The organism is Mesorhizobium sp. M0152, from assembly GCF_040322415.1.
GTDB lineage: Bacteria > Pseudomonadota > Alphaproteobacteria > Rhizobiales > Rhizobiaceae > Mesorhizobium.
Genome location: NZ_JAMYTH010000011.1, coordinates 44,919 through 59,217, shown reverse-complemented (window position 1 = coordinate 59,217; position 14,299 = coordinate 44,919). Strand labels below are relative to the sequence as shown.

The 14,299-nt window shown below is 61.6% G+C and carries 13 protein-coding genes and 1 tRNA gene; 11 read left to right on the top strand and 3 right to left on the bottom strand.

What is annotated here, in order from left to right:
* Positions 1–31 precede the first annotated feature (31 nt).
* From trbL to NKJ26_RS13960, 7 genes are all read left to right on the top strand, one after another.
* Positions 32–1,351 (top strand): P-type conjugative transfer protein TrbL, encoded by a 1,320-nt coding sequence (trbL, locus tag NKJ26_RS13990; RefSeq protein ID WP_352695788.1) that lies wholly within the window; start codon positions 32–34, stop codon positions 1,349–1,351.
* Positions 1,352–2,083 (top strand): conjugal transfer protein TrbF, encoded by a 732-nt coding sequence (gene trbF / locus NKJ26_RS13985; RefSeq protein WP_352695786.1) that lies wholly within the window; start codon positions 1,352–1,354, stop codon positions 2,081–2,083.
* On the top strand, positions 2,073–3,101 hold the full coding sequence (gene trbG, locus NKJ26_RS13980) for a P-type conjugative transfer protein TrbG (RefSeq protein WP_031245469.1): 1,029 nt from the start codon (positions 2,073–2,075) through the stop codon (positions 3,099–3,101). Before trbF ends, trbG begins: the two co-directional genes overlap by 11 nt.
* A gap of 10 nt (positions 3,102–3,111) precedes the next feature.
* Entirely contained in the window at positions 3,112–4,329 is a 1,218-nt protein-coding gene (locus NKJ26_RS13975) for a TraB/TrbI/VirB10 family type IV secretion system protein (protein WP_023729046.1), read from the top strand.
* A 13-nt stretch (positions 4,330–4,342) separates the two neighbouring features.
* Positions 4,343–4,621, top strand: a complete 279-nt coding sequence (locus NKJ26_RS13970) for a DUF2274 domain-containing protein (protein ID WP_023689356.1) — start codon at positions 4,343–4,345, stop codon at positions 4,619–4,621.
* 685 nt (positions 4,622–5,306) lie between these two features.
* Complete coding sequence (locus NKJ26_RS13965; protein WP_023689355.1) at positions 5,307–5,600, top strand: helix-turn-helix domain-containing protein; 294 nt, start codon at positions 5,307–5,309, stop codon at positions 5,598–5,600.
* Positions 5,601–6,923 (top strand): type II toxin-antitoxin system HipA family toxin, encoded by a 1,323-nt coding sequence (locus tag NKJ26_RS13960; protein ID WP_352695784.1) that lies wholly within the window; start codon positions 5,601–5,603, stop codon positions 6,921–6,923. It begins immediately after the preceding gene.
* Positions 6,924–7,187: 264 nt separating this feature from the next.
* Here NKJ26_RS13960 and NKJ26_RS13955 read toward each other — a convergent pair whose 3' ends face one another.
* The 3 genes from NKJ26_RS13955 to NKJ26_RS13945 all read right to left on the bottom strand — a co-directional run bounded on the left by NKJ26_RS13955 (position 7,188) and on the right by NKJ26_RS13945 (position 9,969).
* The gene (locus tag NKJ26_RS13955) at positions 7,188–8,498 is read right to left on the bottom strand and encodes a tyrosine-type recombinase/integrase (protein WP_352695782.1); all 1,311 of its coding nucleotides are present in this window, start codon (positions 8,496–8,498) and stop codon (positions 7,188–7,190) included.
* Between the two features lie 212 nt (positions 8,499–8,710).
* Positions 8,711–8,786: transfer RNA gene (locus NKJ26_RS13950), tRNA-Phe, on the bottom strand.
* Positions 8,787–9,096: 310 nt separating this feature from the next.
* On the bottom strand, positions 9,097–9,969 hold the full coding sequence (locus NKJ26_RS13945; RefSeq protein ID WP_352608000.1) for a helix-turn-helix domain-containing protein: 873 nt from the start codon (positions 9,967–9,969) through the stop codon (positions 9,097–9,099).
* A 104-nt stretch (positions 9,970–10,073) separates the two neighbouring features.
* Here NKJ26_RS13945 and NKJ26_RS13940 point away from each other — a divergent pair, with 104 nt between their 5' ends.
* The 4 genes from NKJ26_RS13940 (at position 10,074) to NKJ26_RS13925 (ending at position 14,288) form a co-directional block, all read left to right on the top strand.
* A complete protein-coding gene (locus NKJ26_RS13940; protein WP_352695780.1) occupies positions 10,074–11,345 on the top strand; it encodes an extracellular solute-binding protein in 1,272 nt (423 codons plus the stop codon).
* Between the two features lie 160 nt (positions 11,346–11,505).
* Positions 11,506–12,366: a carbohydrate ABC transporter permease gene (locus tag NKJ26_RS13935; protein WP_352608195.1), complete on the top strand. Its 861-nt coding sequence runs from the start codon at positions 11,506–11,508 to the stop codon at positions 12,364–12,366.
* A complete protein-coding gene (locus NKJ26_RS13930) occupies positions 12,363–13,199 on the top strand; it encodes a carbohydrate ABC transporter permease (protein ID WP_352608193.1) in 837 nt (278 codons plus the stop codon). The genes NKJ26_RS13935 and NKJ26_RS13930 overlap by 4 nt, the downstream gene beginning before the upstream one ends.
* A gap of 9 nt (positions 13,200–13,208) precedes the next feature.
* Positions 13,209–14,288 (top strand): ABC transporter ATP-binding protein, encoded by a 1,080-nt coding sequence (locus NKJ26_RS13925; RefSeq protein ID WP_352695778.1) that lies wholly within the window; start codon positions 13,209–13,211, stop codon positions 14,286–14,288.
* Positions 14,289–14,299 lie beyond the last annotated feature (11 nt).

Genomic DNA, 14,299 nt, shown 5'->3' with positions numbered 1-14,299 from the left:
AGTTCTTCAAGACAACGAGGAAGGCGGCGACATGAACGACCTCGGAGTCATCGATCGCTTCATGGAGACCTTTACCCGCTACATTGACAGTGGGTTCGGTCTGCTTTCGGGCGACGTCGCCTTTCTCACCACCATTCTGATCGGCATTGACATCACGCTCGCGGGCTTGGTCTGGGCGTTCGGCGGCGAGCCCAACATTCTCGGCCGGCTTGTTCGCAAAGTGCTCTATGTCGGCGCCTTCGCCTTCGTCCTGAACAATTTCAAGAACCTCGCCGACATAATTTGCCGCTCCTTTGCCGGTCTCGGCATCAACGCATCGGCCGGCAACCTGTCCGCCGACAGTCTCCTGCGGCCAGGCCGCATTGCCGCGGCCGGCTTCGAGGGCGCCTGGCCGCTCCTCAATCAAGCGAGCCAGCTAGTAGGCTTCCCCGAGATCTTCGGTAACGCGCTCACCATCTTCGTGCTGCTTCTGGCCTGGTTCCTGGTCCTCATCGCCTTCTTCATTCTTTCCATCCAGCTCTTCATCACCATCCTCGAGTTCAAGCTCACCACGCTGGCCGGCTTCGTCCTGGTGCCCTTCGCGCTCTGGAACCGTTCGGCGTTTCTGGCCGAGCGCGTGCTCGGCAATGTGATTTCGTCGGGCATCAAGGTGATGGTGCTTGCCGTCATCGTCGGCATCGGCTCCACGCTCTTTGGCGAGTTCGCTTCCGCCCTGCAGGGCCAGGAGCCGGACCTGGCGGCGGCCATGTCTCAGGTGCTGGGTGCGCTGGCGCTGCTTGGGCTCGGCATTTTCGGCCCCGGGATTGCCTCGGGTCTCGTTTCCGGCGCGCCGCAGCTTGGCGCCGGCGCGGCACTTGGAACAACGGCGGCCGCAGCTGGATCAACGCTCGTTGCCGGAGGCGCTGCGTTTGCCGGCGCGCGCATGGCAACAGGCGGCGGCCTCGCCGCAGTCCGTGCCGGCGCCGCCATGGGGTCCGCTGCCACCGTCGCCTGGCAAACGGGGCGCGCGACATCGCCCGAGTCCGGGCTGTCCGGGGTAGCTGCTGGGCTGCAGGGGGTTGCGAGTGCCGCTAGCGGCGCCGCGATGCGGGGAATGCGATCCGCAGCAGAACCATTCCGCCGTAGTGCCGACGCCGGTCGCGATGCCGGCTGGATGACCGGCGGCATGCCGACCAGCTCGATGAGCGGAAGCTCTCCAGTTGTAGCTCCCGCGGCCGCGCCTGCCTGGGCAAGGCGTCTGCGTTCCGAACAGACCGCACGCGCCCATCGCAATGCTGCCACGCAGGCGGTGCGCGATGGAGATCGGGGCGGAAGCGGCGCCAATCCCTCCCTCAATGACAAGGAAGACTAGATGCTCTTCAAGCGACCCGTTCAGCGTTATGGAAAGACGCCCGAACCCGTAACACCCTACCAGAAGGCCAGCCAACTCTGGGATGAGCGCATCGGCACGGCGCGCGTCCAGGCCAAGAACTGGCGCTTCATGGCCTTTGGCTGCCTGGCTCTGACGACGGGGCTTTCCGGTGGGCTTCTGTGGCAGTCGATGCAGGGCCGCGTCGTGCCTTATGTCGTCGAGGTCGACCGCTTTGGCGAGGCGCACGCGGTCGGGCCGGCAGTCCAAAACTACCAGCCCGACGATGCCCAGATCGCCTGGCATCTCAGCCGCTTCATCCAGAATGTTCGTTCGGTTTCCACCGATGCGGTTCTGGTGCGGCAGAATTGGCTGTCGGCCTACGACTTTGCCACCGACCGAGCGGCGCTCTTCCTCAACGAATATGCCAAGGCGAACGACCCTTTCGGCCAAATCGGCACGCGCAGCGTGTCAGTACAGGTGACCAGCGTGGTCAGGGCTTCCGACAGCTCGTTCCAGGTCAAATGGACCGAGCAGGTGTTCGAGCGCGGCAGCCTCGCCAGCACGACGCGCTGGATCGGGATCCTCACCATCCTCATCCGCCCGCCTAGGACAACCGAGCAGCTGCGCAAGAACCCGCTCGGCGTCTTCATCAACGCCATCGACTGGTCGCGCGAGCTCGACAGCGCCGCGCCAACCCCCGTTTCCCCTAAGGAGCCCGCCGATGACAAATAGAGCCCCATTGCTTCGTGCTGCCTTGATCCTGTCGGCGTCTGTTGCGGTTCTTTCGGCCTGTGCCTCGAAGCCAGTGCCGCCGCCTCAGATTTCCTATGACCACGAGGACTTCAAACCAGCCGCGATCGAGAAGGCGCCGGAGAAGCCGGTCAAGGTCGTGGAAGTGCCGAAACCGTTACCGTTGCCTGGTCAGTTGATGCCCGCACCCGGCAAGCCCGCCCCAGATAAGCGCTCGCCGGAAGAACAGGTCGCCGATGCCAACAAGGCGGCGACGCAACAACCCACCAAGTTTGGCTATGTCAATGCGGTGCAGGTTTACCCCTTTGCCGACGGCGCGCTCTACCAGCTCTACGCCGCGCCGGAGCGCGTCACCGATATCTCATTGCAGCGGGGCGAGAAGCTGACCTCGGTCTCAGCCGGCGATACGGTCCGTTGGGTGATCGGTGACACCGTTAGTGGCTCAGGCGATGACCAGCGCACTCATGTGCTGGTGAAGCCATTCGCGCCGGGGCTTGCCACCAATCTGGTCATCACGACGGACAGGCGATCCTATCACCTGCAGCTTCAAAGCACTGAGAAAACTGCCATGGCGGCGCTCTCCTGGATTTACAGCGAAGACCAACTCGTGGCGCTTCGGCGGCGCAACGCTCAGGCAGAGGCTGAAATGCCCGCGGCCTCGAACGTAGCACTCGAAAACATCCGCTTCCGCTATTCGATCACCGGCGACACGCCGCCGTGGAGACCGACGCGCGCCTTCGATGATGGCAGCAAGGTCTACATAGAGTTCCCGAAGCGCATTGATCAGGGCGAGGCGCCACCGCTCTTCATCGTCGGTGCTGACGGGGACAACCAGCTCGTCAACTATCGGATGCACGGCAACTACTACATCGTCGAGCGCCTCTTTGCCGCGGCTGAACTCCGTCTCGGCGCCAAGCAGCAGCAGGTGGTGCGCATCACCAGGACCGACGGACGGCAACTGCCGCGGCGGATATCGCTCTTTTCGCGTTTTGGCAGGTGAGGGGAGGCTCATGACCGACACGTCCCGCCCCAATGTTCCGCCCAAACTCGATCCCGAACAGCTGCAGCTGCGGGCCTCACCGCGCCGGGCCGTGCGCTTCAAGCGCGGCATAATCGTCGCGATCGCAGCTGTTGGCTCCGCCACCATCTTTGGCGTCACGATGATGGCGCTGCAGGGGCCGGCACTGCGCCTGAAGCAGCAGGCTGAAGAGCTTTACAGCACCGACCGCAACCCGACCGCCGAGGGACTTGAATCGCTGCCCAAGGACTATTCCGGGAGCAAGCCGAAGGCTCCGGTGCTTGGACCGCCGCTGCCCGGGGATCTCGGCCGTCCTATTCTCGAGCACCAGCGCCAGCTTGGCATCGCACCTGGGCAAGACGTTTCCGCCGAGGCGCAGCGGCTTGCACAACAAGCGATTGAGGCGCGCGAGTCGCAAGTCCTCTTCCGCATCGAAAACCGGCCCCAGCAGACGGAAGCTTTTGGCAATGGGCAGGGCGGACGTTCGCCTTTCGAGACGGCGTCTCCGCAGCCAGATACCGAAGGCCAGCGAGCTTCCGTCGCGCCGGCCGAGGGCGACCAGAACAATCAACAGCGCAAGCTCGATTTCATCGATCAACGGAACACCGGCGGGATCTACAACCCGCATGCACTGCAGACGCCGGCTTCGCCCTATCAGATCATGGCCGGTAGCGTGATCGCTGCAAGCCTGATCACCGGCATCAATTCCGATCTGCCCGGCCTTGTCGTCGCCCAGATCACCGAGAATGTGCACGACAGCGTCACCGGCAGCATCCTGCTCATCCCGCAGGGCTCACGGCTGATCGGCACCTACGACAGCGTTGTAGCCTTTGGGCAAAGGCGCGCTCTGTTGGTGTGGCAACGCATCGTGATGCCGGACGGCTCCTCTACCGAAATCGACAATCTGCCCGTGACCGACGCGGCCGGCTATGCCGGGCTCGAGGACAAGGTGGATTTCCATACTTGGCAGTTGATCAAGGGCGTCGCGGTAGCCACATTGCTGGGGGTTGGTACCGAGTTGAGCTTTGGGGAAAATGAAAGCGACTTGGTCAAGGCAATTCGTGAATCCACCCAGCAGAACGTCAGTCAAGCGGGCCAACGGATCACTGAAAAGAACCTGAACGTCCAACCCACGATCACCGTGCGCCCTGGTTGGCCGTTGCGCGTCATCGTGCACAAGGACCTCGTGTTGCGGCCATACACGGGGTGAACAGGAGGACTTCATGGCTAACCTGAAACTCGGAAAACTTCCGGACCGGACACCTTCGAAGATCACCATCACCGTTGGCGCCGACTTGAGCCAAGCACTCAACGACTATGCCGCACTTTACCGTGAGACCTATGGCGAGTCCGAAACGGTGGCGGAACTGATCCCCTTTATGCTGGTCGGGTTCCTGGAAGGCGACCGGGCGTTTGCCAAGGCCAGAAAGGAAGGTCTGCCGGGCGCCGGCGCGTCGGAGAAACCACGAAGGCAATCATCTTCCACACTGGACAACGGTTAGCGCTTGGTGTCGTTTTGGAGCACGCTAGGTTCTTGATCCTGACCGCGTTGCCGCCGGTCCGTACTCCACCAGTTCGAGTGCCTCCTCCTTTGTGCAGGAATTCGCCTGAGCGAGTTCGAGCGCCTCTTCAAGGAAGCGATGATTGCGCTCCTGTACATCGAGGTGAGCCGGCGTCGGAAAGCACGCGACAATCCATTGCCACACGCGGTGTTGAAACGAGCCTGAAGGCATGTCTAATTCCCAGCGGCTACCTTGAGAAGACACTGAGTCTGAGGGAGATTCAAGTTTCAGGGGAACAACTAAGCCTGCTAGACAATAAGTGCATAAAAGCCGTGGCTTTATCTTGCGGCCGGCCTCGTTCTCTTCGGACAAAAATCGATCTTGTCACGATGCCGCCAGACCGGATGCTGAATGACAGCTTCTCGCCAACAGTAATTGAATAGCGGACCAGACCGCTCCCGGCCCCGACAAGTTGTTGAGTTCTCGACCAGCGGTCATTCTCGATGGTACCGTGGCGAAAGGTCGATCGCACATTGTTGCGTGGCGCAATGATTTTATATAGGTTGGTATATGAAGGTTGCCGATATGTGAGCCTATATAGCGTTAAATTGATATAGTAACGTATATTGACACCCGTCATATATGAGCCTATATCAGGCTAGCTCATACAGAAATCGTATACGCCATGAAGATCAGAACAGCTCGCGACATTGGAATCCTGATCAAGGAGGCCCGCACCCGGCGCGGCCTGTCACAGGCTGCCTTGGCCAAAATGATCACCACGACGCAGACGTGGGTGTCGTGGATCGAGAACGGCAAGCCCAGCGCCGAGATCGGCAACGTGCTGCTGGCGCTGACCACGCTTGGTGTGGAGATGGACTTTCAGATCCCGCCGGCGCCGACGTCGGCTGATCATCATCATAATGCCGATGAACGGCATGTCGACGATGACGACGACGAGATTCCCTACAAGCTCTAGATGACGATGATCATGATGAACCCGATCGACACCCTCGACGTCTATATCGCTGGCAGACCGGTTGGGGGGCTCCACCACCTGCAGGGCGGCAAGCTTTCGTTCTCCTATCACGAGGCATGGATGGAAGGCCCGGTGGCGATCCCGCTCTCCCTGTCCATGCCGACGATCACCAGGACCTACGAGGGCAAGGTCGTCGAGGCATTCCTCTGGGGCCTACTGCCGGATAATGAGCAGACCCTCGCCAGATGGGCGCAGAGGTTCCAGGTCTCCGCCCGAAACCCGTTTGCCCTGCTCAAGAATGTCGGCCGCGACTGCGCCGGCGCCGTCCAGTTCCTTTCGCGTGGCGACCAGATTTCCCGCGGCGAGAACGTGGAGTTGCTCACCGAGGCGCAGATCGGCGACCGCCTGCGCGATCTGCGCAAAGATGGTGCAGCGACCCGGCGAATCGGCGATCCTGGTCAGTTCAGTCTCGCTGGTGCGCAGGCAAAGACGGCGTTCCATTTCGATAAGGGCAGCAATCGCTGGGGGATCCCTCTAGGCGACACGCCCACGACACACATCTTCAAGCCGCCTTTGCCGCACTTGCACGGGCATACCGAGAACGAGCATTTCTGCCTGCAGCTTGCATCCAAGCTCGGCATGGACGCTGCACATAGCCAGGTTCTCGACTTCGCAGGCGAAAAGGCAATCGTTATCGAGCGCTACGACCGCCGCAACAACGAGGGCAAGACCATCCGCATCCATCAGGAGGACATGTGCCAGGCCCTGTCGGTGATGCCGACGCTCAAGTACGAGAACCAGGGTGGGCCAGGTATCACGACGATCTCCAGAAAGGTGCTGTCGGCCTCCCTCGACCCCGTCCAAGACCGTCAGATCTTCATGGCCGCGAACGTTTTCAACTGGATCATCGCCGGCACGGACGCGCATGCAAAGAACTACTCGATGCTGCTCGGAGCCCAGGGCGAGGCCCGCCTAGCTCCGCTCTACGACATCTCCTCCATTCTGCCGCACCTCGGGGGAGAGATCCAATCTGAGATGCGCGACCTTAAACTGGCGATGAAGATCGACAGAGTCTATCCCATCGAGGAGATCATGCCGCGCCACTGGGGGCGCTGTGCGTCCTCAGCAAAGGTTGGCGGCGAGTACACGATGCGGACGATCCGCCATCAGCTCGCAGTGATACCGGACATGTCATCGGAATGCGCGCAAGAGCTTCGCCAGGAGGGGATCATCCATGAGATCGTTGCTCGCCTCGTCGACGCGATCACGACGCGCATCAAGGGCTTGTCCCGGATCTATGGAGAGGAAGGTTGTGGAGGTTAAAGTCGGGCGGGGATAGCAGATCCACGGACTAATGCCGGCGAAACGGACGGACCGCACACTGCCCACGGGATTCTCGCTCTAATAGCGCGCGGCCCCGGGCCGGGTAGATGGCCGGTTTCGGAACCGGCCATCGGCAGCTTGAATGACGGAAATGGGGTCGGCTGCAGAACGGCAGCTTCCCGCCGAACGCGGTCAACTTTCTCTCCGGAAAATCTGACAATGCGGGCCTACGATTTGGCGTCGAGTTGTGGCGTTTTTCGACGGTCAGTATGATTTCCGGCGGTTGGAGATTTGTATCGGCGTTTGATGAACGGCCGCTGTTGGTTTCAAAGTGGATGGTCGCGTTGGTGTGTGGACAGCAGGCTTGCGGCGTTCCTCGATTGAGATCACCCGCAGGTTTTTGCTCTTGAGTTCATCCAGATAATCGGCCCACCACTGCATCATCTCGACGCGCTCGTCCCAGTGCTCTGCCCGGGCGTAGGCGCGCCGAACGTCGTTGTTCTCAATGTGGGCCAGCTGCCGCTCTATCGCGTCCGGATGCCACTTGCCGCATTCGTTCAGCAGAGTTGATGCCGTTGCTCGAAAACCATGCGCGGTAGCTTCTTCCTTGCTGTAACCCATACGACGCAGTGCGGCGTTAAGGGTATTGTCGGAAATCGGACGCGAAGCCGATCGAACACTAGGAAACAGCAGCGATCCATCACCAGAGATTTCTCTCAGTGAAGTCAGGACGCTGATCGCTTGCTTTGATAGGGGTATGCGGTGCGGCCGTCGCATTTTCATGCGTGCTTCAGGGATCGTCCACACCGAGCTTTCAAAATCGAACTCTTCCCATTCAGCGGCGCGAAGCTCGCCTGGGCGGGGAAACAGCAGCGCTATCAGCTTCAGACCGGCTCGCGTTGTAGGCTGTCCGTCAAATGCATGGATCGCCCTCAGCAAACCGCCCAAGGCCTTCGGATCGGTAATCGCGGCGCGAGACGTTACCTTCGGAGTGATGAGTGCGCCTCTGAGGGCGAAGGTCGGATCTGTCTCGGCGCGTGCGGTCGCGATCGCGTATCGAAACACGCTGCCGATGGTGGAGCGCAGTCGCCTGGCCGACTCATATCGACCGCGAACCTCCACGCGACGGAGGGCGGTAAGGATGCTGGCCGGCTCGATCTCCCGAATGCACTTGTCGCCGATTATCGGATAGGCAAAGTCGAGCAGCCATTTGACCTTGCTGATCGTCCGGTCGGCACGTCCCTCCTTCTTCAGCTTGTCAACATATTCGTCCGCGATTGAGCGAAAGGAGTCCTTTGCCGAATCGGCCTTCCGCAAGCTGCGTTCCTTTCCAGGGTCGACGCCAGCTAGCAGGAGCCTTTTAGCATCATCGCGCGCCTCCCGTGCCTCGGCGAGAGAGATAAGGGGATAGCTGCCCAGCGCGAGCAGTTTCTGCTTGCCGTCAAAGCGGTAGGCGAGCCGCCAGAGGCGAGAGCCCGTGGGCTGTACCCATAGCTGCAGCCCGCCCCCGTCAGACAATTTCGCGAGTTTGGAAGCAGGGCGGGCGTTTCGACATTTCACGTCGGATAGGGCCATTCGTCAGGTCTCCCTTGGCTGTTTCGATACCATCAGGATGTCGAATACCAACGGAAATACCATCCCCCCGCCTCGTTGGATCAAATGCGCCCGAAGCGCTCTCTGTCACGCCTAATTGCGCAATGCGACAGCAAAAGATCAATAATTCCAGTCGCTTGCAGAAGCTGCAGCGTAGACGGTTCGGCTAAACGGAGTGTCGGGAGAAGAGGGGATGGTGCCCAGAGGCGGATTCGAACCACCGACACGCGGATTTTCAGTCCGCTGCTCTACCAACTGAGCTATCTGGGCCTGTTCCGGCAAACGAAAACTCGCGGACCGGATTTCATGAAGGCGCCGTGGACGCCCCTTGAAAGCGCGTGGGTTATAGCACGGGAATCCGGCCTGTCCAGCGCCCAGATAGCGAATTCCGGCAGGAAAAGAGATGCCACGCCGCAGGCGCTTTTCCAGGCGGCTTCCTGCGCCAGAATGGCGCGGGGCCCACCCTTTCGGCGTCCCGGCTGACGCCGCCGTGCCGCGCTGGAGCGATCCGCCTTTAGCCGGCGATCAAGCGCGGCAATGCATTCTGCGTCACCGTGGAAGCGCCGCCGGTCGGCGCGGATTACTTGGCGCCAGCCAGGCCCTTGCGAAAATCGGAGGGCGTCATGCCGGCGAGCTTGCGGAACGATTTGTTGAAGGCGCTGAGCGAGCCGAAGCCCGAATCCATGGCGACGCGCAGCACATTGGCGTCCTGGTGCATCAAAAGCGCCTGCGCGTAGCTCAGCCGCAAGAGGTTGACATATTCGTTGAGCGTCATGCCGGTCGATTTCTTGAACAGGCTCATGGCGTATTTGGGATGGATATCAGCCGCCGCAGCTATGTTCATGCAATCGATCTCGTAGAGAAAATTCTCGGCGATGAAATCGCACATACGCCCGACATTGCGTGACGATTGCTGGTCGAAGGGGCTGCCGGCCTCCTGCCCGGCCGTGGTTCCGGGCACCAGCCGGTATGGCTCGAACCGTATCCGTTCCAGCCGCAGCAGCAATTCGCTGACGGCGTGCTCGGTCCTGGCCGCGTCGCCCGAGCGGGCATAGCGGTTCCAGCGGGCGAAATTGTCGTTGTCGGACTGGTCGGTGGAGCTGGTCACCAGTGTCGCGCCGGTCATCAGCCGGTGGCGTATGTCCGCCGGCAGATGCAGCCGGAAGAAATGCACCAGCGGCAGATGCGCGCCGGCATAGACTGCATCATCCGTCAGATCGTCCATCTGGTGCGGCAGTCCGCCCCAGAACAGGCACATCTCGCCGGCCGAAAGCCAGATCTCGTGCTCGTTCATGCGGTAATGCACGCTGCCGCTGACGATGAAATTGACCTCGACCTGGGCATGCCAATGCGGCTTGAGCATCACCAACGGGTGGTTGTGGAACATTTGCAGCGCCAACGGGAAGCCCTCGACGCTGCTGGCACCGGGTTGGTAAAACGGCCGTTCCGTCATCTTACTTTCCGCCAATTCCTTATTCCCTTTGTCGGCGACAAGCCGTCCGCGCTGCATAGTCTAGCCAGGCTCGCAGAGAGAGCAAATGAAATGGGAGGATTTCAATGCGCATCACACTGACCTGCGCCGCGCTGGCGCTTGCCTTGGGCTCAGCCCCGGCCTTCGCGCAATCCGGCGAAATCACGATCTGGAGCTGGAACATCGCTGCTTCATCGCTGAAGGCGACCATTGCCGGCTTCAACAAGCTGCATCCCGACATCAAGGTCACGGTCCAGGATCTCGGCAACCAGCCGACCTATGACAAGTCGATCGCCGGCTGCGCCGCCGGCGGCGTCGGCCTGCCCGACATCGTCACCATCGAGAACGGCGAGGCAGAGAACTACTGGAGCCAGTTCCCCGACTGCTTCGTCGACCTGCATACGCTGGGCTACACCGCCGAGGACCAGGCGAAATTCCCCGATTTCAAACGTACCGAGCTCGAAGTCGGCGACAAGGCCTATTCGATGCCGTGGGATTCCGGTCCGGTCGCGGCCTTCTACCGCCGCGACTTCTACGAGAAGGCCCGCGTCGATCCGGCGTCGATCAAGACCTGGGACGATTTCATCGCCGCCGGCAAGAAGATCCAGGCCGCCAATCCGGGCGTCTCGATGACAAACGCCGATTTCAACGGCGATACCGAATTCTTCCGCATGATCTCCAACGAGCAGGGCTGTTCCTATTTTGCCGAGGATGGCCAGTCCATCACGGTGAACCAGCCCAAATGCGTCGACGCCATGACCAAGCTCAAGGAGATGAAGGACGCCGGCATCATCTCCTCGGCGGACTGGGGCACCAAGATCACCAACAACACGGCGGGCACCGTCGCCACCCAGGTCTATGGCGGCTGGTACGAAGGCACCATTCGCACCGAATCGGCCGGTGAAAACGGCAAGTGGGGCGTGTATTTGATGCCGAGCCTCACCGCCGACGGCCCGCGCGCCGCCAATCTCGGTGGCTCTTCACTGGCCATCACATCGGCCTCGAAGAACAAGGAAGCGGCCTACGAGTACCTGAAATACACGCTCGGGACCAACGAGGGCCAGATAACGATGCTCAGGGAATTCGGCCTCGTACCCTCGCTGGTGTCGGCGCTGAACGATCCCTTCGTCTCGCAAGGCCTGCCCTACTGGGGTGGCCAGGCGGTGTGGAAGGATATTCTCGGCACCTTGCCCAAGGTCGTCCCCAGCCGTGGCACGCAGTTCCAGAGCGATGCCGAGATCATCGTCCGTGCGGTGCAGACCAAGTACCTGGCCGGCGGTTATGCCGATGCCAAGGCAGCGCTCGACGATGCCGCCAGCCAGATCGCCGCGGCGACTGGATTGCCGGTCAAGTCGTAACCTCCCGAGCCGGGTCCGGGACCGACACGTGTGTCGCCCGGACCCGACCATGTCCCGCGAGTTTCTCCTCGCGGGGCGTGCGACGGCTTGCAATCCCGACAGATCGGTTCCCGCTGCCGCGGGAACCGCTTGAAACACCGGCAAGAGAAGGAGGAGCAAGATGCGCAACCGCAACGCCACGGCCTATCGCTTTCTCACGCCCTACCTCCTGATCTTCGCGATCTTCTGGGTGTGGCCGATCATCAGCTCGTTCCTGATTTCGTTCCAGGCGACGCGCACCGTGCCCTGGCGGTTCGCGCCCGGCTTCAACTGGGGCCGGCTGATCGGCGATCCGGCCTTCTTCAACGCGCTGAAGAACACGCTGCTCATCCTCGTCATCCAGGTTCCGGTGATGATCACGCTGGCCATGGTGATGGCGGTGCTTCTGAATTCGCCGCTGCTGAAGGCGAGGGGGCTCTACCGCTTCGCTTTCTTCGCCCCGGTCGTGGTCGGCGAGGTCGCCTATTCGGCGGTGTTCCGGCTGATGTTCAATCTCAATTTTGGCATCATCAACAAATTGCTGAACAGCGTCGGCCTGCCCAGCATCGACTGGTTCTCCAACGTCACGCCGGCAATGGCGCTGATCATGATCGCGGTTACCTGGCGCTGGGCCGGCTACAACGCCATCATCCTTCTGGCCGGCATGCAATCCATTCCCGAAGACGTCTACGAGGCGGCGACGCTGGACCGGGTCAGCAAGCTCAAGCAATTCTTCTTCATCACCTTGCCGCTGTTGAAGCCGGTCATCGTGTTCTGCATGGTGCTGTCGATCATCGGCACCATGCAGCTGTTCACCGAGCCGTTCCTGATCACCGAGCGCGGCGGACCGGGCGGCGGCACCGAGACGCTCGGCCTGCTGCTCTATCGCCAGGGCTTCCGGTCCCTGAATTTCGGCTATGCCTCGGCCGTCGCCTACACCATGGCCGGGCTGGCGATCGCGATCACGCTGGTGCAGCTGTGGCTGACGAGGGAAAAGCAATGAGCTCGCTCTCCGCCGCCAGGCTGAGGCGCAGCATCGCGCTGCATCTCTTCCTCACGCCGCTGGCGCTGATCTGGCTGTTTCCGCTGTGGATGATGGTGGTGTTCTCGACCATGCCCGACAACGGCATTTTCAGCCCCGGCATAGAGTTGCTGCCGCACGGCAACTTCGTGGATAATTTCAACAATCTGCAACGCGACACCAACTTCGTCGGCGCCATCGGCATCTCCGTCTCCGTGGCGGTGACCTACACCTTCCTGTCGGTGCTGCTGACCTCGATGGCGGGCTGGGCACTGGCTCGCTACCAGTTCTTCGGCAAGGGCGTGGTCGTCGCCATCATCCTCGGCACCATCACGCTGCCCTATGCGGTGGTGCTGATCCCGCAATTCATCATGGTGGCGCGCGACTTCAAGCTTGCCAACACCTGGGTGGCGCTGATCGTGCCGCCGCTGTTCAATTCGCTCGGCGTACTGTTCATGCGGCAGAGCTTCTCGATGATGCCGGACGATCTGTTCGACGCGGCGCGCGTCGAAGGCGTGAAGGAATGGCGCATCTTCGTCTTCGTCGCGCTGCCCCTGGCGCGGCCGATGCTGGCGGCACTCGCGATCATCCTGTTTCTCGCCTCCTGGAACAATTATCTGTGGCCGCTGCTGATCAACAGCCAGCCGGGCTCGATGACGGCGCCGGTGGCGCTCGGCACGCTGATCGGTCTCACCAAAGTGTCGTGGGGCGGCATCATGGCCGGTGCCGTGATGCTGACCGTGCCGATGCTCGTCGTCTTCGTGCTTTTGCAGCGTCATTTCATCGCCGGCATAGCCGCCGGCGCGGTCAAATAAAGGAGCAGCATGGCGACCGTCACGCTCAACAACGTCGTCAAGCGCTTCGGTGTCTTCGAAGTCGTCCATGGCGCCAACATAGACGTCAAGCACGGCGAGTTCGTCGTCTTCGTCGGCCCGTCCGGCTGCGGCAAGTCCACGCTGCTCAGGATGATCGCCGGGCTCGAGGACATCAGTGCCGGCGAGATCGCCATCGGCGGCAAGCTGGTCAACGATGTCGAGCCGGCCGACCGCGGCATCGCCATGGTGTTCCAGTCCTACGCGCTCTACCCGCATATGAGCGTCGAACAGAACCTCTCCTTCGGGTTGCGCATGACCGGCAATCCGAAGGCCGACACAGACCGGCGGGTGAAGCGGGCGGCCGAGATCCTGCGCATCAGCGAATTGATGGAGCGGCGCCCGAAAAAGCTCTCCGGCGGCCAGCGCCAGCGCGTCGCGATCGGCCGCGCCATCGTGCGCGAGCCGCAGGTGTTCCTGTTCGACGAGCCGCTCTCCAATCTCGATGCCGAATTGCGCGTCCAGATGCGGGTCGAGATCTCGCGACTGCACAAGGAACTCGGCGCCACCATGATCTACGTCACGCACGACCAGACCGAGGCGATGACGCTGGCCGACCGGATCGTCGTGATGCGCGCCGGCCATATCGAGCAGATCGGCCGCCCGCTCGATCTCTATGACGATCCCGACAATCAGTTCGTGGCCGGTTTTGTCGGCTCGCCGAAGATGAACTTCATCAAGGGCCGCATTGTCGGGCACGATGCGCGCGGCGTCGTGGTCGAGTTGGCGGCTCAGGAGAAGACCCGCATCACGCAACCGCTGACAGGCGCCGCACCCGAAACGGGCAGCAAGGTCATCGTCGGCGTGCGGCCTGAACATTTCGGCGGCCAGGGCGAAGGCGACACCGACCTTGCCGTCGCCATCGACGTGGTCGAGCACCTGGGCGGCACGAGCTTTATCTATGCCCGGACCGCCCATGGCGAAGACGTGGTGATCCAGCGCGACGCGGCAAGGGTTCCCGACACGTCCGAGATCACCGTTTCTATCCGCAAATCCTACCTGTTCGACGAAAATGGGCTGCGGCTGCGCTGACCCTTCCAGCC

Excerpts from the sequence above, each read along its gene's own strand:
- trbL (WP_352695788.1), top strand. The coding sequence starts at position 32 with ATGAACGACCTCGGAGTCATCGATCGCTTCATGGAGACCTTTACCCGC.
- trbF (WP_352695786.1), top strand. The coding sequence starts at position 1,352 with ATGCTCTTCAAGCGACCCGTTCAGCGTTATGGAAAGACGCCCGAACCC.
- trbG (WP_031245469.1), top strand. The coding sequence starts at position 2,073 with ATGACAAATAGAGCCCCATTGCTTCGTGCTGCCTTGATCCTGTCGGCG.
- NKJ26_RS13975 (WP_023729046.1), top strand. The coding sequence starts at position 3,112 with ATGACCGACACGTCCCGCCCCAATGTTCCGCCCAAACTCGATCCCGAA.
- NKJ26_RS13970 (WP_023689356.1), top strand. The coding sequence starts at position 4,343 with ATGGCTAACCTGAAACTCGGAAAACTTCCGGACCGGACACCTTCGAAG.
- NKJ26_RS13965 (WP_023689355.1), top strand. The coding sequence starts at position 5,307 with ATGAAGATCAGAACAGCTCGCGACATTGGAATCCTGATCAAGGAGGCC.
- NKJ26_RS13960 (WP_352695784.1), top strand. The coding sequence starts at position 5,601 with ATGACGATGATCATGATGAACCCGATCGACACCCTCGACGTCTATATC.
- NKJ26_RS13955 (WP_352695782.1), bottom strand. The coding sequence starts at position 8,498 with ATGGCCCTATCCGACGTGAAATGTCGAAACGCCCGCCCTGCTTCCAAA.
- NKJ26_RS13945 (WP_352608000.1), bottom strand. The coding sequence starts at position 9,969 with ATGACGGAACGGCCGTTTTACCAACCCGGTGCCAGCAGCGTCGAGGGC.
- NKJ26_RS13940 (WP_352695780.1), top strand. The coding sequence starts at position 10,074 with ATGCGCATCACACTGACCTGCGCCGCGCTGGCGCTTGCCTTGGGCTCA.
- NKJ26_RS13935 (WP_352608195.1), top strand. The coding sequence starts at position 11,506 with ATGCGCAACCGCAACGCCACGGCCTATCGCTTTCTCACGCCCTACCTC.
- NKJ26_RS13930 (WP_352608193.1), top strand. The coding sequence starts at position 12,363 with ATGAGCTCGCTCTCCGCCGCCAGGCTGAGGCGCAGCATCGCGCTGCAT.
- NKJ26_RS13925 (WP_352695778.1), top strand. The coding sequence starts at position 13,209 with ATGGCGACCGTCACGCTCAACAACGTCGTCAAGCGCTTCGGTGTCTTC.